The sequence below is a fragment of the Janthinobacterium sp. GW821-FHT03C08 genome, assembly GCF_059420905.1.
Genome location: NZ_JBWKUP010000012.1, coordinates 216100 through 241105, shown reverse-complemented (window position 1 = coordinate 241105; position 25006 = coordinate 216100). Strand labels below are relative to the sequence as shown.

General features: G+C 65.4%; 29 protein-coding genes. 18 read left to right on the top strand and 11 right to left on the bottom strand.

Translation table 11 applies throughout. From position 1 onward, the window contains the following. Positions 1-128: 128 nt before the first annotated feature. On the top strand, positions 129-1235 hold the full coding sequence (locus AC07VL_RS19190; protein WP_494807243.1) for a type IV pilus assembly protein FimV: 1107 nt from the start codon (positions 129-131) through the stop codon (positions 1233-1235). Between the two features lie 426 nt (positions 1236-1661). Here the strand turns inward: AC07VL_RS19190 and AC07VL_RS19185 are convergent, their stop codons facing one another. After that, positions 1662-1934 (bottom strand): flagellar protein FliT, encoded by a 273-nt coding sequence (locus AC07VL_RS19185; protein WP_494807257.1) that lies wholly within the window; start codon positions 1932-1934, stop codon positions 1662-1664. Positions 1935-2029: 95 nt separating this feature from the next. Between AC07VL_RS19185 and AC07VL_RS19180 the strand changes: the two genes are divergently transcribed. Next, positions 2030-2152 (top strand): hypothetical protein, encoded by a 123-nt coding sequence (locus tag AC07VL_RS19180; RefSeq protein ID WP_494807242.1) that lies wholly within the window; start codon positions 2030-2032, stop codon positions 2150-2152. On the opposite strand, the gene AC07VL_RS19175 is transcribed toward AC07VL_RS19180, so the two are convergent. Continuing rightward, positions 2145-2972 (bottom strand): HDOD domain-containing protein, encoded by an 828-nt coding sequence (locus AC07VL_RS19175; protein WP_494807241.1) that lies wholly within the window; start codon positions 2970-2972, stop codon positions 2145-2147. The two genes, AC07VL_RS19180 and AC07VL_RS19175, sit on opposite strands and share 8 nt — an antisense overlap. A 143-nt stretch (positions 2973-3115) precedes the next feature. Between AC07VL_RS19175 and AC07VL_RS19170 the strand changes: the two genes are divergently transcribed. From AC07VL_RS19170 to AC07VL_RS19160, 3 genes are all read left to right on the top strand, one after another. Continuing rightward, on the top strand, positions 3116-5185 hold the full coding sequence (locus tag AC07VL_RS19170; RefSeq protein WP_494807240.1) for a M13 family metallopeptidase: 2070 nt from the start codon (positions 3116-3118) through the stop codon (positions 5183-5185). A gap of 65 nt (positions 5186-5250) precedes the next feature. Next, positions 5251-5898 carry a class I SAM-dependent methyltransferase gene (locus AC07VL_RS19165; RefSeq protein ID WP_494807239.1) on the top strand — a complete coding sequence of 216 codons (648 nt, stop codon included), beginning with the start codon at positions 5251-5253 and terminating at the stop codon, positions 5896-5898. A gap of 154 nt (positions 5899-6052) precedes the next feature. Beyond that, positions 6053-6238: a CsbD family protein gene (locus AC07VL_RS19160; protein ID WP_116743435.1), complete on the top strand. Its 186-nt coding sequence runs from the start codon at positions 6053-6055 to the stop codon at positions 6236-6238. Positions 6239-6313: 75 nt separating this feature from the next. On the opposite strand, the gene AC07VL_RS19155 is transcribed toward AC07VL_RS19160, so the two are convergent. The 3 genes from AC07VL_RS19155 to AC07VL_RS19145 all read right to left on the bottom strand — a co-directional run bounded on the left by AC07VL_RS19155 (position 6314) and on the right by AC07VL_RS19145 (position 10961). After that, entirely contained in the window at positions 6314-8524 is a 2211-nt protein-coding gene (locus AC07VL_RS19155; RefSeq protein WP_494807238.1) for a S9 family peptidase, read from the bottom strand. A 190-nt stretch (positions 8525-8714) separates the two neighbouring features. After that, positions 8715-9554, bottom strand: coding sequence for a PhzF family phenazine biosynthesis protein (locus AC07VL_RS19150; RefSeq protein ID WP_494807237.1), 840 nt, complete (start codon positions 9552-9554; stop codon positions 8715-8717). A 15-nt stretch (positions 9555-9569) separates the two neighbouring features. Next, positions 9570-10961: an MATE family efflux transporter gene (locus tag AC07VL_RS19145; protein ID WP_494807236.1), complete on the bottom strand. Its 1392-nt coding sequence runs from the start codon at positions 10959-10961 to the stop codon at positions 9570-9572. A gap of 181 nt (positions 10962-11142) precedes the next feature. On the opposite strand from AC07VL_RS19145, the gene AC07VL_RS19140 reads away from it, so the two are divergent. The 7 genes from AC07VL_RS19140 (at position 11143) to AC07VL_RS19110 (ending at position 16615) form a co-directional block, all read left to right on the top strand. Continuing rightward, a complete protein-coding gene (locus AC07VL_RS19140; RefSeq protein WP_494807235.1) occupies positions 11143-11817 on the top strand; it encodes a beta/gamma crystallin family protein in 675 nt (224 codons plus the stop codon). 178 nt (positions 11818-11995) lie between these two features. Then, on the top strand, positions 11996-12877 hold the full coding sequence (locus AC07VL_RS19135; protein ID WP_494807234.1) for a beta/gamma crystallin-related protein: 882 nt from the start codon (positions 11996-11998) through the stop codon (positions 12875-12877). A 90-nt stretch (positions 12878-12967) separates the two neighbouring features. Further along, positions 12968-13945 carry a beta/gamma crystallin family protein gene (locus tag AC07VL_RS19130; RefSeq protein ID WP_494807233.1) on the top strand — a complete coding sequence of 326 codons (978 nt, stop codon included), beginning with the start codon at positions 12968-12970 and terminating at the stop codon, positions 13943-13945. Positions 13946-14105: 160 nt separating this feature from the next. Next, positions 14106-14786 carry a beta/gamma crystallin-related protein gene (locus AC07VL_RS19125; RefSeq protein ID WP_494807232.1) on the top strand — a complete coding sequence of 227 codons (681 nt, stop codon included), beginning with the start codon at positions 14106-14108 and terminating at the stop codon, positions 14784-14786. Positions 14787-14863: 77 nt separating this feature from the next. Beyond that, the gene (locus AC07VL_RS19120; protein WP_494807231.1) at positions 14864-15265 is read left to right on the top strand and encodes a beta/gamma crystallin-related protein; all 402 of its coding nucleotides are present in this window, start codon (positions 14864-14866) and stop codon (positions 15263-15265) included. 114 nt (positions 15266-15379) lie between these two features. Continuing rightward, positions 15380-16300 (top strand): DnaJ C-terminal domain-containing protein, encoded by a 921-nt coding sequence (locus AC07VL_RS19115; protein ID WP_494807230.1) that lies wholly within the window; start codon positions 15380-15382, stop codon positions 16298-16300. Between the two features lie 3 nt (positions 16301-16303). After that, positions 16304-16615 carry a chaperone modulator CbpM gene (locus AC07VL_RS19110; protein WP_290606367.1) on the top strand — a complete coding sequence of 104 codons (312 nt, stop codon included), beginning with the start codon at positions 16304-16306 and terminating at the stop codon, positions 16613-16615. Positions 16616-16618: 3 nt separating this feature from the next. Here the strand turns inward: AC07VL_RS19110 and AC07VL_RS19105 are convergent, their stop codons facing one another. Further along, the gene (locus tag AC07VL_RS19105; protein ID WP_290606369.1) at positions 16619-16846 is read right to left on the bottom strand and encodes a hypothetical protein; all 228 of its coding nucleotides are present in this window, start codon (positions 16844-16846) and stop codon (positions 16619-16621) included. A gap of 59 nt (positions 16847-16905) precedes the next feature. Then, positions 16906-17820 (bottom strand): LysR family transcriptional regulator, encoded by a 915-nt coding sequence (locus tag AC07VL_RS19100; RefSeq protein ID WP_494807229.1) that lies wholly within the window; start codon positions 17818-17820, stop codon positions 16906-16908. Between the two features lie 133 nt (positions 17821-17953). Between AC07VL_RS19100 and AC07VL_RS19095 the strand changes: the two genes are divergently transcribed. Further along, positions 17954-18559, top strand: a complete 606-nt coding sequence (locus AC07VL_RS19095) for an FMN-dependent NADH-azoreductase (protein ID WP_290606373.1) — start codon at positions 17954-17956, stop codon at positions 18557-18559. Between the two features lie 281 nt (positions 18560-18840). Here AC07VL_RS19095 and AC07VL_RS19090 read toward each other — a convergent pair whose 3' ends face one another. Further along, a complete protein-coding gene (locus tag AC07VL_RS19090; protein ID WP_494807228.1) occupies positions 18841-19140 on the bottom strand; it encodes a YciI family protein in 300 nt (99 codons plus the stop codon). A gap of 143 nt (positions 19141-19283) precedes the next feature. Between AC07VL_RS19090 and AC07VL_RS19085 the strand changes: the two genes are divergently transcribed. Further along, a complete protein-coding gene (locus AC07VL_RS19085) occupies positions 19284-19538 on the top strand; it encodes a hypothetical protein (RefSeq protein ID WP_494807227.1) in 255 nt (84 codons plus the stop codon). On the opposite strand, the gene AC07VL_RS19080 is transcribed toward AC07VL_RS19085, so the two are convergent. Beyond that, positions 19520-19759: a TIGR02450 family Trp-rich protein gene (locus AC07VL_RS19080; protein WP_494807226.1), complete on the bottom strand. Its 240-nt coding sequence runs from the start codon at positions 19757-19759 to the stop codon at positions 19520-19522. The two genes, AC07VL_RS19085 and AC07VL_RS19080, sit on opposite strands and share 19 nt — an antisense overlap. A gap of 70 nt (positions 19760-19829) precedes the next feature. Between AC07VL_RS19080 and AC07VL_RS19075 the strand changes: the two genes are divergently transcribed. After that, positions 19830-20693: a cysteine hydrolase family protein gene (locus AC07VL_RS19075; protein ID WP_494807225.1), complete on the top strand. Its 864-nt coding sequence runs from the start codon at positions 19830-19832 to the stop codon at positions 20691-20693. 79 nt (positions 20694-20772) lie between these two features. Further along, positions 20773-21963, top strand: a complete 1191-nt coding sequence (gene pncB / locus AC07VL_RS19070) for a nicotinate phosphoribosyltransferase (protein WP_494807224.1) — start codon at positions 20773-20775, stop codon at positions 21961-21963. 141 nt (positions 21964-22104) lie between these two features. On the opposite strand, the gene AC07VL_RS19065 is transcribed toward pncB, so the two are convergent. Together AC07VL_RS19065 and AC07VL_RS19060 are read right to left on the bottom strand one after the other, a co-directional pair. Continuing rightward, complete coding sequence (locus AC07VL_RS19065) at positions 22105-22404, bottom strand: antibiotic biosynthesis monooxygenase family protein (protein ID WP_494807223.1); 300 nt, start codon at positions 22402-22404, stop codon at positions 22105-22107. A gap of 66 nt (positions 22405-22470) precedes the next feature. Beyond that, entirely contained in the window at positions 22471-22890 is a 420-nt protein-coding gene (locus AC07VL_RS19060; protein ID WP_494807222.1) for a hypothetical protein, read from the bottom strand. A gap of 207 nt (positions 22891-23097) precedes the next feature. Here AC07VL_RS19060 and AC07VL_RS19055 point away from each other — a divergent pair, with 207 nt between their 5' ends. Further along, on the top strand, positions 23098-23679 hold the full coding sequence (locus AC07VL_RS19055) for a DJ-1/PfpI family protein (RefSeq protein WP_494807221.1): 582 nt from the start codon (positions 23098-23100) through the stop codon (positions 23677-23679). Between the two features lie 63 nt (positions 23680-23742). After that, positions 23743-24975 carry a GAF domain-containing sensor histidine kinase gene (locus tag AC07VL_RS19050; RefSeq protein WP_290606389.1) on the top strand — a complete coding sequence of 411 codons (1233 nt, stop codon included), beginning with the start codon at positions 23743-23745 and terminating at the stop codon, positions 24973-24975. The last annotated feature ends 31 nt before the right edge of the window (positions 24976-25006 follow it).

Genomic DNA, 25006 nt, shown 5'->3' with positions numbered 1-25006 from the left:
GCCAAAAAGGCACAGGACGATGCTGTATTGCATCATTTTTACCTGGGTAGCTCTACATTTCCCCGATTTCCTGCCGTTAAAGTGGGGCGAGTCCCGTTTATTTATCCTGTTATCAAAGCGATCAGTCCATGCCTAGTAGCGTCTTTCCCCGTTGGACCCTGATCGCGTGCGCCGCCGCCGGCCTGGCCTTGCCGCCCGTGATGGCGGCCGAACTGGGCGAGCTGGCCGTGCTGTCGCACGTGGGCCAGCCCCTGCTGGCCGAGATCGAGCTGACGGCCCTGGCGCCCGAGGAAGCCAGCGGCGTGGCCGTGCGCCTGGCCTCGCCCGATGTGTACCGGGGCGGCGGCATCGCCATGGACCCGGCGCTGCAGGGGCTGGCCATCGCGCCGCTCGAGCGGGGCGGGCGCCGCTACGTGCGCGTGAGCACCCAGCAGGCGATCCAGGCGGGCCATGTGCATCTGTATTTATTATTGGGCAATGGCAATGGCGCCATCGTGCGCCTGGCTACCCTGTGGCTGACGCCGGCGCCGCCGGCGGCCGCCGCGATTGCGCCCGTCAAGCCCTTGCCTGCATCCGTATCGCCGGCAGCGCCGGCCGCGGCGCCGCCCGACGCGGCGGCCCTGGCGGCCCGCGCCCGCGCCGAAGGCATGCTGCGACCGCCTGCCGTGTTCCTTGCGCCGGCCGCCGCGCCCAAGCCTGCCGCCCCCGACATGCGCCCGCCCGTGGCCGCGCGTCCGCCGCCCTTGCGCCGTCCCGCCGCGCCCGTGGCCGCCTGTGCGCCGCAGGCCGATGCGGCCCAGGCCGAGGCCTGCCTGGCCCTGGACGAGAAAAACGCGGCCCTGAACGACAAGCTGGGCGAACTGGAAGGCAAGATCGGCGCCCTGCAAAAAGCGCTGGACCAGCCCGCCACGGCCGCCTTGCCTGTGGCCGCACCTGCCGTGGCCGGGCCGCCCCATGCCAAGCCCAAGCCCCTGGCGGCGCCAGCGGCCGGGAAGAAAGCGGACGGTCATGGCATGCTGTGGCTGGGACTGGGCACCCTGGCTTTCCTGCTGCTGACGGCAGCCATCGTGTATGTCTTGCGCAAGCGCAAGGAAGCGGGAGCGCCGGCGGCGCCGTCGAAATACTGGGTCCTGCTGCGCAAGCCGTTCCGCCGCAAGCAGGTGCCGCCAGTCCTGACGGAAACGGCGGGCGAAGCGGCAGCGGACGAGGCGGAACCGGAGCCGTTTTCGCGCTAAGGTCCGCCGCCAGGTTTGATATAAAAAAAGATATTGAAAAAAGACAGGGAAATGTCTGCCGAGGGTGTTGCCTATTTTTCAAAACTGGCTTTATAATCAATTCAGTGGACTTGCTCTACGACAAAACAGTCCCTGCCTGGCGCAGTCACCAACGATAGTGTGGCGCGGCAAACAGGTGTAGCGTTGCATAAACGCCTGGGGCTGGAAGCGGTCTGCGATGCCAACGATGTGCTCGCGGACGCCGGATGCAACCGGCAGCGAGGCGACGCCAGGAGATACCTGGGGTTCGCCTTCCATATTCCCTCTCTCCATTTCCTGGACGCCGCGAACAGCAACAAAGACGCGCGACAGGATCATGGCGGCAGACATAAAAAAAGCACCCGCGGGTGCTTTTGTGTTTTCTGCTGCGGCAATCTGCCTTGAATCTTACATGCTGGCGCGCGAAGCGGGCATGACGCTGGCCATCTGCGCCATCCACGGTTCCGTGATGGTGCGGATTTCACGGTCATTCGCCAGGATCTGCTTGAGAAGGTCGATCTTGCGCTGGCGCGCGGCGCCGGCCAGGGCGGGGACGTTGCCCGGCAAGGTGGGGCTGGCGGCGCTGGCGCACTGGTTCTCCAGCGTGTTCAAGCCATCCCAGTCACTCGCACGTGCGGCCACGACCATTTTGCTGGTCATTCCTGCAATATTTTCGTACATCGAGAGAACGTCGTTGGAGGTCATGAGCACACCCGTAACTAGTGAATGGATTACCGCTTGTCCAGATTAACGGCAGGTTCACGGGGAACTTGAGGGTGTTTTTGAAAATAAATGAAAATAATTTGGCTTATTTTCAGAAGTCCGCCGGCATCGCCCGCCAGGCCGCATGGATGGCGGGGCGCCAGGGAGCGATGGCGGCGGGCGAGGGCATTATTTGACAAGTTCTTCCAGTCCCGCGGCCAGTTCGGCGGGCGGCGGCATCCTGTCCACCAGCACGGACGGTGGCAGGCCCAGCGCCTCGGCCACGTCGCCGGGATAGCAGGCGATGATTTCTTCATTGCTCAGCGCATTTTCCTCGATGCGCGCGCGCCAGGCGGCCAGGTGGACGATGGCGGCCAGGCGGTTCAATGGCGGACTTGCCAGCGGATCGGGAAAGGCGGCGATGGCGTCGGCAAACGCGGGCGGGAATTTCCAGCGCCGTGCCAGTTCGGCGCCCACCTGCGCATAGTCATAGCCCAGCGATACCCGCTCCGCGTCCAGGCGGCGGGCGTCGAGCGGGGGCGCGATCTTGTCGAGCTGCATGGCTTGCTCGGGCATGGCCGCATGGATCACCAGTTGCCCGATGGCATGCATCATGCCGATGGTGAAGGCCAGCTCCTGGTTGTCGCCCGTCTGCCTGGCGATCCAGCGGGCGGACACGGCAGTGTGCAGGCTGTAGCGCCAGAACTGGGGCAGATTCAGGCCTGGCACGGTCTTGAAGCCGCTGACCAGGCCCGAACTGATGACGAGCGTGCGCACGGTCACGAAGCCCAGCATCAGCACCGCGTCTTCCACCGTGCCGATGCTGCGCGAGACGTGGTAATAGGCGGAATTGGCCAGGCGCAGCAGCTTGGCGCTGAGGGCCGGGTCCGCGCCCAGCTGGCGGGCGATGTCTTCCGTGGAAATGGCGGGGTTGTCGAAACTGCGCACCAGTTCGTCGACGATCTTCGGGGCGGCAGGCAGGGCATGGGGATGCTGGAACAGCGCGTCCAGTTGCATGGCAATCTCCTTGGCGTTGGCGCGGCACGGTGTGGGGTCGTGAAACTATATGCCGATTTTTTGTTCCCATGCAAAAAAGATCACGCACGCTGTTTGCACGGGAAACAGGCTATGATTTTGGCTATTCCATTGAAAGGATCACCATGCACGGTTTGCGTTTTTCCTGGCGCCAAACGCCAGTCCAGGCTGCCATCGCCCTCGTCCTGGCCGGCGCTACCCTGGCCAGCCTGCCTGCCCAGGCGCACGGCCAGGATGGGACGGCTTCCACTCCCGCCGCCATCCCGGCGAACGTCTTGCCCGGCGACGACTTTTACGACTACGTGAATGGCGACTGGATGCGCAGCACGCAGATTCCCGCCGACCGCAGCAGCTGGGGTTCATTCGCCATGCTGGCCAACGCCACCAACGAGCGCATCATTGCCCTGATCGAGGGCTTGTCCGCCACGCAACAGGCGAGCGCTGGCGCGCGCCAGGTCAGCGATTTTTATCGTACGTATATGGACGAAGCGGCTATCGAAGCGAAAGGCTGGGCACCGATCAAGCCGCTGCTGAAGAAAATCGATGCCGTGCACGACCGGGCCGGGCTGGCGCGGGCGCTGGGCGAGAGCTTGCGTGCCGACGTCGATCCGCTCAATTCCACCAATTTTCATACGGAAAACCTGTTCGGCCTGTGGGTGGCGCAAGACTTGAACGACACCACGCGCAACGTGGCCTATTTGCTGCAGGGCGGGCTGGGCTTGCCCGACCGCGCCTTCTACGAGGATGGCAGTGCGCGCATGCAGGGCTTGCGCACGGGCTACCAGGCGCATATCGCCGCCATGCTGGCCCTGGCCGGCTACGGCGATGCGCCCGCCCGCGCCGCGCGCGTGTTTGCGCTGGAACAACAAATTGCCGCGAGCCACGCCAGCCGCGAGGATTCCGCCGACGTCGCCAAGGGCAATAACGCGTGGCGCGCGGCCGACTTCGCCAGCAAGGCGCCGGGGCTGGACTGGAGCGCCTTCTTCCAGGCGGCGGGGCTGGGCGCGCAGCAGGATTTCATCGTCTGGCATCCGACGGCCATGCGGGGCAGCGCGGCGCTGGCGGCGAGCGTGCCGCTGGCCACGTGGAAGGATTTCCTCGCCTTCCACGCCATCAACCATTTCAGCACCACCTTGCCGAAAGCGGCGGCCGCTCAGCGCTTTGCCTTCTATGGCCAGACCTTGAGCGGCACGCCGCAGCAGTCGCCGCGCAGCAAGCGGGCGCTGGCGGCGACGAACGAGGCCCTCAGCGACGCCGTCGGCCAGCTGTACGTGGAGCGCTATTTCCCGCCGGAATCGAAAGCCCGCGTGCAGGAGATGGTGACGAACATCGTCGCCGCCTTCTCGCGCCGCATCGACAAGCTCGACTGGATGGCGCCGCAGACCAAGGCGCAGGCGCAGGAAAAGCTCAAGACCCTGTACGTGGGCGTGGGCTATCCGGAGCGCTGGGAAGACTATGCGGGCTTGCGCGTGGTGCGCGGCGATGCGCTGGGCAATGCGCAGCGGGCGGAACAGTTCCACTACCGGCAGGAACTGGCCAAGCTGCGCCAGGCACCCGACCGCAAGGCCTGGGCCATGCCGGCGCAGCTGGTCAATGCCGTCAACCTGCCCCTGCAAAACGCGTTGAATTTCCCCGCCGCCATCCTGCAGCCGCCGTTCTTCGATCCGCAGGCGTCGGACGCGGCCAACTATGGCGGCATCGGCGCCACCATCGGCCACGAGATCAGCCACAGTTTCGACGACCAGGGCGCGCAGTTCGACGCCCAGGGCAAGTTGCGCGACTGGTGGACGCCGGCCGACCTGGCGCATTTCCAGGCTGCGTCCAGGCAATTGGTGGCGCAGTTCTCCGCGTATCGACCGTTCCCCGACCTGGCCGTGAATGGCCAGCTGACCCTGAGCGAAAACCTGGCCGACCTGGCCGGCGTGGCGGCCGCGCACGACGCGTTCACCCTGTCGCAGCAGGGCAAGCCGGCGCAGGCGGACGCGGACCGCGCGTTCTTCATCGGCTACGGCGTCAGCTGGCGCAGCAAGGCGCGCGAGGCGGCGGCGCGCCAGCAGATCCTCACGGACGGCCATGCGCCTGCGCAATACCGCGCCGCCACCGTGCGCAACCTCGACGCCTGGTACCCGGCCTTCGACGTCCAGCCGGGCCAGCAGCTGTATCTGGCGCCGGAACAGCGCGTGCGCGTCTGGTAGTCATTGGTCTGCCGGCGCGTACGGCGCCGGCACCGTAAAATGGCGGGATTACCGATTGGAGCGCCATGAAGCCGACCCCGCCAGACCAGCAAGACCAGTTGCACGCCATCACGAGCCGCACCCTGGCCCATTACGACGCCAGCGCCGAGCAGTTTTTCGCGGGCACGCGCGACCACGACGTCAGCCAGAACATTAGCGCGCTGCTGAACGCCATCGGCCAGCCGGCGCCTTTGGCGATTCTCGACCTGGGCTGCGGCCCCGGCCGCGACCTGAAGGCGTTCACGGCCATGGGCCACCACGCCACGGGCGTCGATGGCTGCCCCCGCTTTGTCGAGATGGCGCGCGCCTACAGCGGCTGCACCGTGTGGCAGCAGGATTTCGTCGACCTCGACCTGCCCGCCGCGCACTTCGACGGCGTGTTCGCCAATGCCGTGCTGTTCCACGTGCCCAGCGCCGCCTTGCCCGGCGTCTTGCGCGCCCTGTGCGCCTGTTTGAAACCGGGCGGCGTGCTGTTCAGTTCGAATCCGCGCGGGCAGAACGAGGAAGGCTGGAACGGCGCGCGCTACGGCAGCTACCACGACGAGGCGCGCTGGGCCGCCTACGTGCAGGCGGCCGGCTTTACCCTGGTCGAGCAGTACTACCGTCCGCCGGGCCTGCCGCGCGAGCAGCAGCCATGGCTGGCCACCGTCTGGCGCAAGGATTTGGCGGCCTGATGGACGATGTTGACACTGTGTTAGGAACCGTACAGAGCCTTTGATCCCCGCTGCGTACTATGGATACATCGACACGCAACAAGCAGCGTGTGAGCCGCAGTACCGGCCCTTCGGGGCAGGACAACAGATGTACCAACTACAGTGAGGATCCATCATGAACAAAGATCAAGTCGAAGGTAAACTGAAGGAAGTCGGCGGTAAAATCCAGGAAGCCGCTGGCAAGGTCGTCGGCAGCGAAGAACAGCAAGCCAAGGGCCTGGCCAACCAGGTCGAAGGCAAAGTGCAGAAGAAGGTTGGCGATGTGAAGGACGCAGTAGAGACCATCACGCGCAAGCCTTAATTCTGGCAGCAGGAATGTAAAAACCGCCGCCTGTCGCGAGACAGGCGGCGGTTTTTTATTTGATGCAGCGCAAACTTACTGTGCCGGCTTCATCAGGTTCTGCTTGAAGAACAGCTCGATTTTCCGGTACACGTGGCGCTGGCCCGCGCGCGACGAGATGCCGTGCTTGGCGCCCGGATACGTCATCAGGTCGAACTGCACGCCGCGGTTCACCAGCGCGTCGATCAGGCGCGTGCTGTTGCTGAACAGGACGTTGTCGTCGGCCATGCCGTGCACCAGCAGCAGCGGCGACTTCAGGCCGTCGAGGTGGGCGAACACGGTGCTGGCCTTGTAGCCGTCGACGTTTTCCTTCGGCATGCCGAGGAATTGCTCCGTGTAATGGGTGTCGTACAGCGACCAGTCGGTCACGGGCGCCACCGACACGCCCATGGCGATCTTGTCGGATGCGGCCGACAGCAGACGCAGGGTCATGAAGCCGCCATAGCTCCAGCCGAACACGCCGATGCGTTTCGCATCGACGAAGCTCTGCTTGCCCAGCCACTCGATGCCCACCAGCTGGTCGGCCACTTCCGCCGCGCCCAGGTTGTGGTAGATGGCGTCCGTGAAGGCGCGCTCGCGGCGCGAGGAACCCCGGTTATCGAGGCGGAAGACGACGAAACCCTGCTGTGCCATGTACTGGTCGAAGTTGTTGCCCCAGCGGCGGGCCACGTGCTGCGAGTGCGGGCCGCCGTAGGTCGACAGGTAGACGGGATAGCGCTTGGCCGCGTCGAAGTTCGACGGCTTGACGATGGAGTAGTACAGGGTCTGGCCGTCGTTGGCTTTCAGGGTGCCGTACTCGGTTGGCAGGTGGTCGGCCTTGTACTTGAAGTACGGGTGGCCGGCGTTCAGCGCATTTTCTTCCAGCCAGCCCACCATGGCGCCGTCCGGACGGCGGATGCTCACCTGCGGCGGCGTGGCCGGGTCGGAAAACGTGTCGACGAAGACTTCGCCATTGCTGGCAAAGTTCGTGTCATGCCAGCCGTCCGCTTTCGTCACGCGCTGCGGCTTGTCGGCCGTACTGCCGTCGATGGACAGGGCGTAGGTCTGTTTGTCAATGACGGCGTCGCGGTTCGAGGAAACAAACACCTTGCCCGTCTTCTGGTTCACGGCCAGCACACTGTCGATGCCCCATTCGCCGGACGTGACCGGGTGCAGCAGCTTGCCGCCCATGTCGTACAGGTACAGGTGGTTGCGGCCCGTGCGCTCGGACGACCACAGGAAGGTGCCGTTGGCCAGGAAGCGCAGGTCGTCATGGATGCTGACCCAGGTTGCCGACGTTTCCGTCAGCAGGGTGCGCTGCGCCAAGGTAGCGGCATCGACGGCGACCAGGTCGAGGGTCTTCTGGTCGCGCGACTGGCGCTGGTAGACGAGCGCCTTGCCGTCCGCGCTCCAGTCGGCGCGCACCAGGTAGATGTCCGGGTTCGTGCCCAGGTCCACCTGGCGCTGCGCGCCCGTTTCCGGCGAGACGATCAGCAGCTGCACCAGCACGTTCGGGTCGCCCGCGGCAGGGTAGCGCTGCTCGACGACGTCGGTGCGGTCGGCGAAGATTTCGAAGCGGCGCGCGACGGGCACGGGGGCTTCGTCATAGCGTTTGTAGGCGATGGCGGAATCGTCGGGCGCCCAGTAGTAGCCCGTGCGCTGGCCCATTTCTTCCTGCGCGACGAATTCGGCTTCGCCGTTATGGATGGTGCCCTTGCCATCGGTGGTCAGCTGGCGTTCCTTGTTGGTCTTGAGGTCGATCACATAGATGTTTTGATCGCGCACAAACGACACGTAGCGGCCTTTCGGCGAGATCTTCGGGTCCAGCACATTGCCCTTGGCGACCAGGCGCGCCTGGTCCGGGCGGGCCGCGTCGACCAGGTACAGGTTGCCGGCCAGCGGCACCAGCAGCTGCTTGCCGTCCGGCGACCAGCTGTAGCTGAGAATGCCGTTCAGGCTGGCCGTGCGCTCGCGTTCGCGGCGCGCCTGTTCTTCGGGCGAGATGGTTTCATTCGGCACCAGCGCCTTGGAATCGACCAGGCGGTGCGTGCTCTTGTCCTTCAGCTTGAATTCCCACAGGTCGAGCTGGAACTGGTTGTCGGCGCGGCCGCGCAGGAAGGTGACGCGCTCGCCGTCGGGCGAGACCTTCAGGTTGCGCACGCCGGGGCCGGCCAGCGCCGGATCGGCGTGGATGCGTTCCAGGGTCAGCTTTTCAGCCGATGCGGGAACGCTGGCCATCGCGGCCAGGAAACAAAGAATAAAACGCATGGATGTCTCGGTAGTTGGAAGAAGAAGGGCACTGCATGTACAGGCGAGCTTGAGCGTTGCCTAAGCGTAAGACGATACCAGAGCGTGCCTGTTTATGCGATAGCCCCGGCCACGGAATAAACCGTTCATGGCCGTATTTCCTTCGTCAAAAATGTCCAGCAGCCGCCCATTCCATGGCGCTTTGCCCCATTCAGGCCAATATCGATCCTTCGACGACCGTCACGCACGCGCCGCCTATCCAGGCCTGGCCAGCGCGGAAAGTCACGGACACGCGGCCATCGCGCTGCAAACAGGTGCCCTGGCGCACGCGGTAGTCGGCGCCCGCCAGCAGTTGCGCGATGCAGGCGTTGGCGCTGCCCGTGACGGGGTCTTCCACCAGCGCGCCATGTTCGCTGAGCAGGGCGCGCACTTCGTAGTCGGCCGGTCCGCCCGCCCCGTGGGCGCCGTACAGCGCCAGTCCATCGGCCCGCGATGCGGCCAGCAATGCCGTCAGCGCCACGATGTCGGCATAGACGGCCAGGCAGGCGGCGGCGCTGGCCAGCGGCACGCACAGCCAGCGGATGCCCATCTCGACGACGCTACCGGCGGTGGCCGGCGTGCCGCCCAGCGCTGCCTGCAGCAGCGGCAGCAGCGCAGGGTCGAGCGGGCGCGCGGCGCCGGGCGGCGCCTGGAACGCCAGCACGCCGCCGGCCTGCCGCTCGATCTGCACCAGGCCGACGCCGCATTCCTGCATGATGCGCGCCCCCTTGGGCTGCATGCCCGCGTCGAGCAGGGCATGGGCCGTGCCCAGGGTAGGGTGGCCGGCGAACGGGAATTCCGTCTCGGGCGAGAAAATGCGCACGCGGTAGTCGGCGGCCGGGTCGCGCGGCGCCAGCACGAAGGTGGTTTCCGACAGCCCCGTCCAGCGCGCGATGGCCTGCATCTGCGCGTCGCCGAGGCCATCGGCGTCGAGCACCACGGCCAGCGGGTTGCCCATGAAGGGCGCGCTGCTGAAGACATCGACTTGCCGGAAGGGGCGTTGTTGCGGCATGGGGTGCTCCTGGTCTCAGGCGGCGCGCAGGCGCTGCAGCGACAGGCGGTTCAGATACCAGGTCAGCAGCACGGCCGCCACCGTCAGGCCCGTCACCAGGCCGATCCAGAAGCCGGCGGCGGCCATCGGCTCGGCCGGCGACCAGATGAAGCCTTGCGGCGCCAGGCCCAGCACGTAGCCGATGGGCAGCGAGAAGCCCCAGAAGGCCAGCAGCTGGATCAGCATCGGCTGGCGCGTCACCTTGTAGCCGCGGATGGCGCAGGACGTCGCCACCTGCGTGGCGTCGGACAGCTGGAACAGGGCGGCGAACAGCAGCAGCTGCGCGCATAGGGCCTGCACCTGCGGGTCGGACGTGTAGGCTTGCGCGATCTGGTGGCGGAAGACGGTGATCAGGGTGGCCGAGACGATGGCCGCCGTCAGCGACATGGCCACGCCCACCCAGGAAATGAAGCGCGCGCGGCGCAGGTTGGCTTCGCCCACGGCGTGGCCCACGCGCGTGACCAGCGCGATGCCGAAAGTGAGCGGCACCATGAAGACGACGGACGAGAAATTCAGGGCGATCTGGTGCGCCGACACCTGGATCACGCCGAAGCGCGCCACCAGCAGGCTGATGACGCCAAAGGCGCTCACCTCGGCAAAGTACGTCACGCCGATGGGCAGGCCCAGGCGCAGCATGGGGCCGATGGAGGCCATCTGCGGCCCTTCCCAGTGCGTGAACGGATACGTGGCGTGGTAGGCAGGCGCGATCCTGATCCACGCCAGCATGGCCAGCAGCATCATCCACACGCAGCAGGTGGTGGCGACGGCGCAGCCCACGCCGCCCAGCTTCGGCATGCCCCAGTGGCCGTAGATCAGCAGGTAGTTGACGAAGATATTCAGCGCCAGCGCGGCCAGCGCGATGACCATCACGGGCTTGGTCTGGTTGATGCTGGTGCTGTAGCCGTACAGCGCGCGGTAGGCGGCGAACGGCGGCAGGGCGCAGCTGATGATGTGCACGAAGAGCTTGGCCTTGGCGGCGACCGCCGGCTCGAGCATCAGGTGGTCGAACACCAGCGCCGCCATGTTCGTCAGCAGGCAGGCGACGAGGCCGACGAGCAGCGCCTTCCACAGCGACTGGCGCACGATGTGCGGCACCTGGTCGTGGCGCGCGGCGCCGATTTCATGCGCCACGAGGGTATTGATCGCCATCATGATGCCGCTCACGGTGACGAGCACGATGGACCAGATGGCCGCGCCCAGCGACACGGCCGCCAGCTCCTCGGGATTCGTATGCCCCGTCATGGCCACGTCGGCCGCGCCCATGCCGACGGTGGCCAGCTGGCCGATCAGGATGGGCCAGGCCAGCTTCCACAGCGAGGACACTTCATTGCGGATGGCGGGCAGGGTGAACGAGGTAGTGTGTGGCATGGGCGGCAAGCTTGACTAAAGACAAGATTCTACTGGCATTCGCCGCGCTTGTCCGCGCGGCACTTCCTGCGCAGTAATCATTTGTTACAGCTAATAGTGACGAGCGCGGCTAGACTGCGTGCTCTATTTGGCAAGATGACCAAATAGTCATACCGCATCACCCTGACTATGGAGCATGACCATGTTGACACACACACTGAGGTGCGCCCTGCTGCTGGGCGCCGCCCTGACGGCCGAACTGGCCGCCGCCGGCGAACTGACCCTGTATTCGCGCGACGATTATCTCGGCCGCTCGCACACCGTGCGCGACGCCATCCCCGACCTGGAGGACGTGCGCTTCAATGACACGACGCAGAGCATTCGCGTGCGCTCGGGCCTCTGGGAAGCGTGCGAGGAAGCGGACTTTCGCGGCGCCTGCTTCCTGCTTGAGGCGGGGGAGTATCCGTCGCTCGACGGCCACGCCAACCGGATCACGTCGCTGCGCGAAGTGCGCGGCGGCCGGGACGGCAGCTATCCCGGCCATGACCGCGACCGCGACTGGGAGCGCGAGCGGGAATGGGACGGCCGCCGCGACCGCGAGCGGGGCTACCTGCCTGGCCGCGCGCTGGGCGGCGAACTGACTTTTTACACGCGCGACGATTTCGCCGGCCGCAGCTTGACCGTGCGCAACAGTTCAGCCGATTTGCGCGAGCGCGATTTCAACGACACGGTGCAGAGCGTGCGCGTGCGGTCGGGCTACTGGGAAGTGTGCGAGGACGTCCGTTTCCGCGGCCGCTGCCGCACGCTGGGCCCCGGTGACTATGCCAGCCTGGAACGCATGAGCAACCGTATTTCCTCGGTGCGCGAAGTGCGCTGACGCCGCGCGCGGCGCGGCAAGTGACGCCAACAGGCTCCCACGGGGGCCTGTTATTGCTTTTGGTAACAATTTATTGTGCTTTTCGCATACTTTGTTACACCGTTTTTTGTGCGGATGGCTACACTGACAGCAGTTGTCATGTCGATCACTTATCGTTACCGCCACCGGAGACCACCCCATGAATCGCCCGTTCGCCTTCGCCCTGCTGTGCGCCAGTTCGCTGTTTGTCCACCTCGCCGCGCAGGCCGGCGAAATCCGCCTGTACACCGACGATAATTTCAAGGGACGCGTGGTGGTCTTGCGCGACACGACGGACGACCTGTCGCGCGTCAATTTCAACGACGCCGCGTCGAGCATCAAGGTTGAATCGGGCACCTGGGACGTGTGCACGCATTCCGACTTCAAGGGCGACTGCAAGACCCTGGCACCGGGCGAGTACCGTTCGCTGCCGGGCATGAACGACCAGATTTCCTCCGTGCGCGAACTTGGCGGCGGCAGCAGCAGCGGTAGCGGCAGCGGCAGCGGTGGACGGCGCGCGGCGCTGGAGCTGTTTGCCGACGGCGGCCAGCGCGGCGCGTCGGCGGGCGTGAATTCGGACCGCGACGACCTGGTCGACATCGGCTTCAACGACCGCGCCAGCAGCGCGCGCATCGAATACGGCTACTGGCAGCTGTGCAGCGATTCCAACTACCGCGGCAACTGCCGCGTCTTCGGGCCGGGCAGCCACGGTGACCTGGGCGGCTTGAACGGGCGCGTGTCGTCGGCGCGCATGGTCGATCCGCGCGAGGAAAACCGTCCGCAAAATAACGAGGGACTGGTGGTGCTGTACGGCCGCGCCTTCCTGAATGGCCCCGGGCTGCAGGTGAACCGCGATGTCAGCGACCTGGTGCACCTGAACTTCAACGACCAGGCTTCCTCCATGGTCATCAACGAAGGCACGTGGGAAGTGTGCACGGATTCGCAGTTCAACGGCAGTTGCGAGCGCATGGGACCGGGCAAGTATGAAACCCTGGGCACGACGCTGGAAAAGCGCATTTCCTCGCTGCGCCGCCTGTATTGAGCTTTTTGCGCAGGCTGGCGCTTGTTACAATGGCACCCTGGCGTCCTGGCCAGGCAAATCATCACCAAAGAATGAAGAATGGAGTAAATCATGACGGGCCCTTTCAAACACGCGCTGGCATGCGCGGCGACCCTGCTGCTTTCCCTGGGGGCGCATGCGGCCGCCCATGCGGGCGAAATCACCCTGTTCGAGGATGATAATTTCCGTGGCCGCGCGGTGACCCTGCGCGAAACGACGGACGACCTGTCGCGCCTGGGCTTCAACGACAAGGCGTCGAGCATCATGGTGCGCTCGGGAACGTGGGACGTGTGCACGGATTCCGGCTTTCGCGGCAATTGCCGCACCCTGGGACCGGGCGAGTACCGCTCGCTGCCGGGCATGAACGACGCCATCACCTCGGTGCGCGAATCGGGCCGCGGCGATGGCTACAATCCCGGGCGCCCGGGACGCGATCCCGATCGCGGCAACGGCGGCTACGGCCGCGGCTCGACCCTGGAAGTGTATTCGGGCGCGGGCCAGAACGGCGGCTCGGCGCGCCTGAACCGCGACACGGACGATTTCGTCAACATCGGCTTCAATGACCGCACCACCAGCATCGTCATCTACAACGGCTACTGGCAGCTGTGCAGCGATTCGAACTACAACGGCACCTGCCGCATTTTCGGCCCTGGCCGCCACGACGACCTGGGACGCGGCCTCGATGGGCGCGTTTCGTCGGCGCGCATGGTCGACGAGCGCGAGGCGCGGCGCCAGCAGCAGTACGAGCAGCCCTACCAGCAGCCGCAGTATCCGCAATACCAGCAGCCGCAGTACCAGCAGCGCGGGGCTATCGTGCTGTTCCCCGATGCGGGCATGCGCGGCGAACCGCTGGCGCTGGACCGCAACGCGGAAGACCTGGTGCGCTTCAACTTCAACGACCGCGCCTCGTCCATCGTCGTCAACGAGGGCCAGTGGGAAGTGTGCAGCGACTCGAACTTCCGCGGCCGCTGCGAAGTGATCGGGCCGGGCGAATACGGCCGCCTGAATGGCATGGAAAACCAGATCTCCTCGGTGCGCCGCGTGCGCTGATGCCCGCCTGACGCCCTGCCGACAGGCCGCCTGCCGGGTGCATCCCGCCAGGCGGCTTTTACATTCCCTGCCGTGTGCTGACATTTGCTTGCCCTTTGTTACACTCGCCGCCTGCCGCCTGGTCTACACTGGCGAAAATGTAATCCGTATTGGAGTTGTCATGGTTCGATCTTTCCGCCCCGCGCTGTTGTGCGCAGCCACCTTACTTGCCCCTGCCAGCGCGTTTGCCGGCGAAATCACCCTGTTCGAGGACGCCGGTTTCCGTGGCCGTCCCGTCACGCTGCGTTCCGACGCTGGCGACCTGTCGCGCATGGGCTTTAACGACAAGACCTCCAGCATCATCGTGCGCTCGGGGACGTGGGAAGTGTGCAAGGACGCCAATTACCGCGGCAACTGCCGCACCTTGCAGCCAGGCCGCTACAGCAGCATGCCGGGCATGAACGATGCCATCTCCTCGGTGCGCGAAGTGGGCCGTCCCGGCCATGGCGGCGGCGACCACCGTCCTTACCCGCCGCGTCCTCCGCGTCCGGAGCCGGAGCGCCCGTATCCCGGTTATCCCGGGCATGGCGGCGGCCACCGTCCCGACGCGAACGGCGCCGTGCTGATGTTCCCCGATGCGGGCATGCGCGGCCGGCCCGTGCGCCTGGACCGCGAAGTGCGCGACTTGAGCCGCTACGGCTTCAACGACCGCGCCGAATCGATCGTCGTCAATTACGGCCGCTGGGAATTCTGCGTCGACGCCAACTTCCGTGGCCGCTGTGTCGTCATGGGGCCGGGCAGCTATGGCCGCCTGCACGGAGGACTGGACCGCCGCATCTCCTCGGTGCGCCGCGTGCGCTAGGCGAATTGCCTTTCTAATTGCGCCGCTTCCACTACACTGACCTTTACCCATCCCTGTTCATTTCTCTCGGAGGCACCATGTTTCGCTCTTTCCGGCCTGTCCTGTTCTGCACCGTCGCTTTCCTCGCGCCGGTGGCCGCCTTTGCCGGCGAAATGATCCTGTTCCAGGATGCCAATTTCCAGGGCCGCAGCCTCAGCCTGCGTTCCGATGCGAGCGACCTGTCGCGCCAGGGTTTCAATGACAAGACGTCGAGCGTGATCGTGCGCTCGGGTACCTGGGAAGTGTGCAAGGATGCCCGTTATCGCGGCGAATGCCGCGTGCTGCAGCCGGGCCGCTACAGGACGGTGCCGATGAACGACGCCATTTCCTCGGCGCGCGAAGTGCGCGGCAAGGGCCGTGGCGATGGCCGCGATAATGGCCGTGATAACGGCCGCGACCATGGCAATGGCGGGCCGGATGCGCCGCCGCGCCGCTACTGATGCCCCTTGCGCGTGCCGGGGCGGGGGCGGCTGCCCCGCTCCGTAGCACGGCGCAAGTTTGCGGCAATTCGTGTACTCTTCCCACAGGCGGTTCAACCATGGGGAGCGAGCACGGTGGAATACAAGGACTACTACAAGGAACTTGGCGTCGAGAAGACGGCGACCGAGGCCGAAATCAAGAAGGCGTACCGCAAGCTGGTACGCAAATATCATCCCGACGTCAGCAAGGAACCGGACGCCGACAAGCGCACCAAGGCCCTGAATGAAGCCTACGGCGTGCTGGGCGACCCGGAAAAGCGCGCCGCCTACGATGAACTGGGCCGCAACCAGGGTGCGCAGGGCCAGCCCTTCCGGCCGCCGCCGGACTGGGGCTCGGGCTACGAATCGTCGGGCGTCGACGACAGCGACTTCTTTGCCGACCTGTTTGCCCACGTGGGCGGACGGCGCCGCGCCAACAGCACTTTCCAGATGCAGGGCGAGGACAGCCACGCCGCCATCACCATCGATTTGCAGGACAGCTACCAGGGCGCCAAGCGCCACATCATCATGCGCGTGCCGGAAGCCGATGCGCAGGGCCACGTCGTCACGCGCGAACGCACCCTGGAAGTGACGATCCCGAAAGGCGTCACGGAAGGCCAGCAGCTGCGCATGAAGGGCCAGGGCCATCCGGGCAGCGGCGGCGCGCCCGCCGGCGACCTGTATCTGGAAATCCGCTTCCAGCCCGACCCGCGCTACAAGGTGGAAGGGCGCGACGTGTTCGAGACGGTGCCCGTCACGCCATGGGAGGCGGCGCTGGGCGGCGAGATCGCCGTGCCCACGCCATCGGGCACCGTGGCCGTCACCGTGCCGCCCAATTCGCAGACGGGGCGCAAGCTGCGCCTGAAGGGGCGCGGCATTCCCGCCGCCCAGCCGGGCGACCTGTACCTGCTGCTGGAAGTGGTGCTGCCGCCGGCGAACGACGCCAGGGCGCGCGAACTGTATGAAACCATGGCGCGCGAGATGGCTTTCAATCCGCGCCAGAAGCTGGGAGCGTAAATCATGACCAACAACGTAATCGGCGTACTGCTCGAGGATTCCGCCCTGAGCCTGGAAGAACTGGCGCGCGCCTGCGCCGTGGAGCCGGACTGGGTGGTGCAGCATGTGCAGACGGGCGTGCTGCTGCAAAATGGCCCGCCGCCGGGGCAGCTGACGGCGTGGCGCTTCACCAGCCTGGACCTGGTGCGCGCGCGCCGCCTGCGCGAGATCGAATCCGTCTTCGACGCCAACGCGGAACTGGCCGCGCTGGTGGTCGACCTGTCGGAAGAAGTGGCGCGCCTGCGCCGCCGCCTGCACGTGCTGGGCGTGGACTAGGCCTTATTCAGGTTCGCCGTGGCGCGCCACGGTGAGCCTGGAAATATAGAATTGCCCGTCAACGACGACACGGTGCGGGATGCCGGCCACGTCGAAGCCGGGGCCGCCGTCTTCCATCCATTCCTGCGCCACGGCGTCGAACTGCTGCGGTGTCATGCGCAGCATCTGCGCCGTGATGACGAAGCGCGCGCCAGGTTTTTGCTTGTTGACGAAGTCGTCGATGCCGGCCATGGTGTTTCCTTTTGATACTGATCAATGTATGCGCGCATGATACCCGTCCGCGCGCGCATCTAAAAGACTTGTTCCAGCAGCGGCAGCTGCTCCGCAAAACGCTCCGTCAGCCACTTGCCCGCCTGGCCCGGCGGCGTGTCGGCGCGCTGGATCAGGTAGATGGGATAATTCTCGCCATTGTCGACCGCCAGCGGCAGGTGCACCAGGCGCCCCGCCTGCAGGTCGTCGCGCACCATCGCTTCGGGCATGTTGCCCCAGCCCAGGCCCGCGCGCAGCAGGGCGTGCTTGGAACCGAGGTCGCCCAGGCGCCAGTTGCGCAGTCCCAGCACGCCGAAATCCTGGCCTTCCGTCAGGGCGCTGCGGTCGCTGAGCACCAGCTGCACGTGCTCGCGCGCCAGCGATGACGGAATCGGGCCGGCCAGCTGCGCCAGCGCGTGGCTGGGCGCGGCCACGGGGAGCAGGCGCACGTGGCCGACGGCCAGGCGCTCGAAGACGCTGGCCGTGGCCGTCATCCAGCCGCCGAGGCCGATATGGCAGCTGCCATCCATCACCAGCTGCGCCACGGCGCCCATGGCCTCGATGCGCAAGCGCAGGGCGACGGTGGGAAACTGCGCCTGGAACGCCTCGAGCACGCGCACCAGCACGCAGGTGGGGAACATCACGTCGACCACCACCGACACTTCCGCTTCCAGCCCGCCCGCCAGGGCCTTGGCCCGCGCGCGCATGCCGTCCACCTTCAGGGCCACGGCGCGCGCGTCGGCCAGCAGGGCGCGGCCCGCATCCGTCAGGGTGGGCTTGCGCTTGCCGCGGTCGAGCAGCACCACGTTCAGCTGTTCCTCCAGGTTGGCGATGGTGTAGCTGATCACCGACTGCGTGCGGTGCAGCTGCCGCGCCGCATGGGCGAAACCGCCCGCGTCGATGACGGCGACAAACACGCGCAGCTGGTCGAGCGAAGGCTGGCCCGGTTCTCTCATGGGGACTCCATATCTAAAAATTCGATGCTAAGCATTTATATTTACACGGTTTTATCGATGGTAGACCCGAACTATGATGTGTGCAAGGGCCGCGATGCGGCATTTCCGTCACCCGTTGTCGAAGGAGTATTTCATGAGCAAGGTCTTGTACATCAATAGCAGCGTGCGCAGCAACGGTTCCCTGTCGCGTCAGTTATCGGGCGAATTCGTCGCCGCACTGGCCGCGCAAGGCAACACCATCACCGAACGCGACCTGGCCCTGCAGCCCGTGCCGCACCTGACGGAAGAGATGATGGGCGCCTTCTTCACGCCGGCCGAACAGCGCAGCGCGCAGGCGGCCGCCACCGTGCAGCTGTCCGATACCCTCGTCGACGAATTGCTGGCCGCCGACGTGCTGGTGCTGGCCGCGCCCATGTACAACTTTTCCGTGCCCTCGACCCTGAAGGCGTGGATCGACCACGTGGCGCGCGCGGGCCGCACCTTCCAGTACACGGCCAATGGCCCCGTCGGCCTGGCCACGGGCAAGAAAGCCTATATCTTCACGGCCAGCGGCGGCGTCTACAGCGAAGGCCCGGGCGCCGCGTATGACTACCTGAGCACCTACCTGCGCGCGGCGCTGGGCTTCCTCGGCATCACCGACATCGAGTTCGTGCGCGCCGAAGGCGTGGCCATGGGCGACGATGCCGTCGCCAGCGCGATCGCCAAGAGCCGCGCCTCGATCGCGGCCCTGGCTGCCTGAACTACGCCTTTCGAGGGATAGACAGCCTGTCCGGGCTGGCATAAGCTTGCCGGCGGCACGCCCCGTGCCAGCCCGGCGAGCGGTTCGCCATGAAAGCCCCTCATGCACACACTGGCACGCGCAGCCTGCTGCGCAGGACATCCGCCCGCGCGGCGCGCCAGCGGCATCGCCGCGGCCGGCAATTTCCCCTGCTTCAGCACCATCCGGCGCGCCGCGCCGCGCATGCAAGAACAGTCCCCCCGTCTCCATCCCGGCGCCCGCCACAGGGAGGGCCGTTGCCGTCAATCGCGCGGCAGTTCGCGAATTTCCACCGTGCCACCCGCGTTCAGTACGGGGTTGCCCAGTAATAATTTTTTCGCATCGTCTATACTTTCTGCTTGTACACGTATATAGCCCGACAAGTGTGGCGTCACCGCCCTGGCCTGGCCGGAGCGGTGGACACAGACCCCGGCGCCGATGGCGCTGCCGCCGCAGAAGCGGCCGCTGGCCCGCAGCATGGCAAAGTAGCTGTCCCAGGCGGGAGCGGCGGTGTCCATCGGTGTTTGCGTGTCGTCATGCATGAAGATGATGTAGTCGTTCATCCGTTTTCTCCTGTGCCGCGTGATAAAAAAGATAGAGCTGAAGCGAGTATGCTGAGCATGCGCGAGCGCAAGTATTCCAACCCTTTACCGCGTCAGTCCGTAGAGACAAGCTGTCCGGCCATGCCAATTTTGGAGCAACCATCGTGCCGATCAAGTATGTTGATTTTTATGAAGTGAATTACACGGCGGAACCTTTGCGGGGCTGCAAGCTGTGGGGTGCCTACGTCGCCATCTACGCCCCGTCACGCAACCCCATGCACCGGGTAAACCTGGTGAAAAAGCGCCGCGTCTCGGCCGACCAGCAGTTTGCGACGGAAGCGGACGCCGTCGCGGAAGCGGGCGAAGTGGCCGTCAAGCTGGTCGAGCGGCGCCGGCGCCGCTACGTCTTCCACCCCTGATGCCACTGCGCCGCATCCTGCAGCGCGCGCCAGGGCAGGATCTGCACGCGGCCCGTATGCACGGCCTCCAGTTCCACGTGCGTGACGGCTTCATCCGGCGTAGCCGGCGCGCACAGCTTGACGACAAGGAAGTGTTTTTCCTTGTTGACGGGTGTGACGGCCGTCCATTTGCTGTTGAGTAATTTGTTCGGACGCAAGTGATTGCGCTTGGCGAGGTGCATGGCGGCTCCCGGATTGGCGTGATGGCGATGTTGCCATTATCATGCACTATCCGCCACCCCGAGGATTGCCATGAAACGCCAGCTGCACCTGCTCGTCATCGACCCGCAAAACGATTTTTGCGACCTGCCGCCCGACTGGCTGCCTGCGGGCGCCGCACCCGCGCTGGCCGTGCCCGGCGCCCACGCCGACCTGCTGCGCGTGGCGCAGCTGATCCAGGCAGGCGGAGCGGGTTTGACGCAGATCAGCATCACGCTCGATGCCCACCACCGCTACGACATCGCCCATCCCGCCTTCTGGCGCACGGGCGACGGCGCTCCCGTCGCGCCGTTCACGCAGATCGGCGCGCGGCAGGTGCGCGACGGCCAGTACCGGCCCGCCGCCAGCGGCGCCTTGCCGCGCGTGCTGGCCTACCTCGATGCGCTGGAGCAGGCCGGGCGCTACCAGCTGATGGTGTGGCCCGTGCACTGCGAGATCGGCAGCTGGGGCCAGAATGTCCACGCGGCCGTGCGCGCTGCCTACAACGCGTGGGAAGTGGATCACCTGCAAGTGGTTGCTAAGCTGAGCAAGGGCTCCAATCCCTGGACCGAGCATTACTCGGCCGTCATGGCCGAAGTGCCCGATCCGCAGGATGCGGCCACCCAGCTCAACCGCGCCTTCCTCGACACCCTGTTGCCAGCGCAGCAGATCTATCTCTGCGGCGAGGCGGGCAGCCATTGCGTCAAGGCCAGCACGGAGCACATCGCCGACTACCTGCAGGCGCAGCAAGGGCCGCAGGCACTGGCGCGGCTGGTGCTGTTGACGGACTGCATGAGTCCCGTGACGGGCTTTGAAGCGCAGCAGCGCGACTTTCTTGCCGCCATGCAGGCGCGCGGCGCACGCCTGGCCAGCGCCGCCCAGGTCTTGCCGGAACTGCTGGCCAACGGGGCGGCGTAACGCCATCCTGCAGGCGGGCGCTGCTGAAATGCCCGCAGTGGCGTACTATTCTGGCTTCAGGAAGTTGGAGAAAACCTACATGACCCCGATAGTGCGCAGTTTGCTGGAAACCGATCTGTATAAATTTACAATGTGGCAAGCATTGCTGCACGGTCATCCGAATACCCATACCGAATACGAATTTGTCTGCCGCAACGCCACCGCCTTCCCGCTGGCCGAACTGAAGGGCGAGCTGGAGGATCAGCTCGACCACCTGTGCTCGATGTCGTTCGCCGACGACGAGCTGGCCTATTTGCGCACCCTGCGCTTCATGAAGAGCGATTTCGTCGACTTTCTGACGGTGTTCCGCTTCCAGCGCAAGTTCATCGACGTCAGCACGGACGGCGACACCCTGCTCGTGCACGCGGCCGGGCCGCAGGTGCACGTGATGGGCTTCGAGATTTTCGTGCTGTATATCATCAACGAACTGTATTTCCGCCGCTTCGACGGCGATGCCGCCATGCGTGAAGGGCGCCACCGCCTGGGCTTGAAAGTGGCGGCCGTCAAGGAATTCGGCAAGCTGCCACGGCGCAAGCATCCGTTTGAATTTTCCGACTTCGGCGTGCGCCGGCGCTTTTCCGGCGCCTGGCATGACGAGGTGGTGCAGCGCCTGGCGCGCGAAGTGCCCGAGTATTTCAAGGGCACGTCAAACGTCTACCTGGCGAAAAAGCTGGGCATCGTGCCGATCGGCACCATGGCGCATGAATACATGCAGTCATTCCAGTCGTTTGGCGTGCGCCTGCGCGATTTTCAAAAGGCGGCACTGGAGGACTGGGTGCAGGAATACCGGGGCGACCTGGGCATCGCCCTGACGGACGTGGTCGGCATGGATGCGTTTCTGGCCGACTTCGACCTGTATTTCGCCAAGCTGTTCGACGGCTTGCGCCACGATTCGGGCGACCCCGTCGAGTGGGGCGAAAAGGCGCTGGCCCACTACGCGGCCCTGCGCATCGACGCCAACACCAAACGCCTCGTGTTTTCCGATGGCCTGGACCTGGACAAGGCCTTCGCCCTGTACCAGCACTTCGCCGACCGCATCATGACGGGCTTTGGCATCGGCACCAATCTGACCAACGACGTGGGGTTGACGCCGCTCAATATCGTCATGAAACTGGTGCGCTGCAATGGCCAGTCCGTGGCGAAACTGTCGGATTCACCGGGCAAGACCCTGTGCAAGGATGAAACCTTCCTCGCGTATTTGCGGCAGGTGTTTCACCATCCTGCCGTGTAGGCGCCAGACATCCGCTGCTGTGCGCCGCCCTGCGCCCGCCGATGCTCACGGCATCGGCGGCCCCGTGCCCGGCACGGTTCCGCTTCGCGGCGACCGCTTGCTGCCGCGCGCTACGCTTCGGTCAGGCGCTTCATTGCTGGTCTAGAATCCCGTCAGCACCGTGTGCATGTGCTCGACCTGCGGCGGCGCGGCGAAGAATTCGCCCACCAGGCCGCGCCATGCCTGGAAGTCGTCGCTGCCGCGGAAATGCACGGTATGGTCTTCCAGGGTGCTCCAGCCCACCACCAGGCGGTAGGCATCGCCGTTTTCGATCGAGCGCTCCAGGCGCATCGACTCGCAGCCGCGCGCGCGCTGGAACAGGGGCACGGCTTTCGTCACGGCCGCCTCGAAGGCATCGTGCGTGGCCGGTTTGATCTGGATGTGGGCAATTTCAAAAATCATGGCAAGTTCCGCTGTGGAATGAAGGAACGCCGATCTTGCCATAATTTGGCCGCGCAGGGGAGGGTATCAGGGGGCCTGCGCCCCTGCGTCCGCGCGCTGGCCGCCCGCATGGCTGGCCGTGCGCTGTTCGATGTCGCAGCCGTTGCATGCCTGCACGATGGCATGCGCCCGTTCCCGTTCCTGCGTATTGCTGACGGCGACGATGAGGCGGAACATGCCGCGAAATGCCGTGGTGCCGTAGTTGCGCCGGTACACATGGTTGTCGCCGCCAAACACGGCGTTGATGGCGCGCTCGAAACGGCCCGTGAAGGTGTCGCGATTGCCGACGGTAAAATTGCCCTGCACGGGACCGGCTTCGTCGTCGCCCATGTCCAGCTGCACCGCGTGGGCGGCGAAACCGTCGGCCAGCAGGGCGCCGCGGGCGCGCTCCGCATCGGTGAAATGGTCGAAGATGCGGATCAGCGTGGCGCTGCGGGGAATGCTCATGGGCGTGCTCATGGCCAGGCTTTCAAAAAGGTCGTCTGGATTTGACCCGTGAGCCTTGAAATAATTCTGGCTCAGCCTCCAAATTCCTGCATTCAGGCGCAAAAGTTTGATAAATATCCAGTATGGCTGCCAAGTCGCGCTAAGATACGCCCTGGGACGCACTGTGCCGACGGCGATGCGAGGGATGATCTTTCATAGGAGAACCAAATGGCAGCGAAGAAAATTCTGTTTTTGACCGGCGATTTTGCAGAAGATTATGAAACGATGGTGCCTTTCCAGGCGCTGCTGATGCTGGGCCACACCGTGCATGCCGTCTGCCCCGGCAAGAAGAGCGGCGAGACGATCAAGACGGCCATCCACGATTTCGAGGGCGACCAGACCTACACGGAAAAGCCGGGCCATTTGTTCACCCTGAACGCCAGCTTCGACGAGATCGACCCGGCCCACTATGATGCCGTGATGATCGCCGGCGGCCGCGCCCCCGAATACCTGCGCCTGAACGAGAAAGTCATCGCCGCCGTGCGCCATTTCGCCGACGCGGGCAAGCCTGTCGCCGCCGTCTGCCACGGCGCGCAATTGCTGGCCGCGGCCGACGTCATCCGCGGCAAGTGTATTTCCGCCTATCCCGCCTGCGCGCCGGAAGTGAAACTGGCGGGCGGCACGTATGCCGACATCGCCGTCACGGATGCCGTCACGGATGGCCAGTTCGTCACGGCGCCCGCCTGGCCTGCGCATCCGGCCTGGCTGGCGCAGTTCGTCAAGCTGCTGGGCACCGAGATCCGTTTGTAACCTTTACCGGCCCGGCAGGCGCAGCGCTTGCCGGGCGCACTACTTTTCAGATTCGAGTTTTTCATGCATGCGCCGCGCAGTCATTCATCCCGCAAACAACTTCCCGCTTCGCGCTGGCGCCAGCGCCGCCTGGCACAAGCCCAGTCCGGCCTGAGCGCCGCGCAGGAGCGCCAGCTGGCCACCCTGCACGACATTTCCACCCTGCTGGCGGGCCAGCATGCCATCGATGCGCTGTGTCGGGGCTTTTTGCGCCACGTGATGCAGTTCGCGCAGGCCGAAGGGGGCACCGTGCGCATCCTTGATCCGCAACAAGACACCGTGCACATGATCGTGCATGAGGGCATTTCCGACGCCATGGTGGAAGAGGAGCACTGCATCCGCAACAACGATTGCCTGTGCGGCGCGGCCGTGGCGCAGGGCGTGATCCAGATCCGCGATTTCCGCCAGGCCGATGCACTGCAGCGCTACCGCTGCCAGGACGAAGGCTTCATCGCCATCGCCGTCTTTCCCATCCTTGCGCGCGAGCAGGTGGTGGGCAGTTTTTCGCTGCACTTTGCGCGGCCGCAAGCCGTCCACGCGCAGCAGCAGGGCTGGCTGGAAACCCTGGGCCAGAGCCTGGGCATCGCCATCGAAAACCAGCGCCTGATCGCGCGCGAAAAGGAATTCGCCGTGGCGCGCGAACGCAGCCTGCTGGCCGAAGGCTTGCACGACAGCATCGCGCAAAGCCTCAATTTCATCAGCCTGCAGGTGCAGATGCTCGACGATTCCGTGCGCCGGGGCCAGCTCGACGAGGCGGCCGAGGTGCTGCCGCTGATGCGCATGGGCGTCGAACAAAGCTACCAGGACGTGCGCGAACTGCTCGTCAACTTCCGCACGCGCTGGCATGGCAGCGACCTCGAAAGCAAGCTGCTGGAAGTGCTGGCCAAGTTCGAGCTGCAGACGGGCGTGGCCGGCACCCTGGACATGAGCGGCAACGGCGCGCCGCTGGCGCCCGAGCAGCAGCTGCAGATCCTGTTCATCGTGCAGGAGGCGCTGTCGAACATCCGCAAGCATGCGCAGGCCAGCAACGTGGCCCTGCGCGTGGAGAACGGGCGCGATTTCGCGCTGCAGGTGCGCGACGATGGCGAAGGTTTCGCCGCCCACCTGCGCGACAAGAAAACGGAATTGCAGATCGGCTTGCGTATCATGCAGGAACGGGCCGAGCGGCTCGGTGCGCAGTTTGCCATCGACAGCACGCCCGGCGGCGGCACGACGATTTCGCTGGCCCTGCCGGCAGCCCGGCGCCAGGCGGCGTAACAGTGAATTATTCCTATCAGGCAGAAGAAAC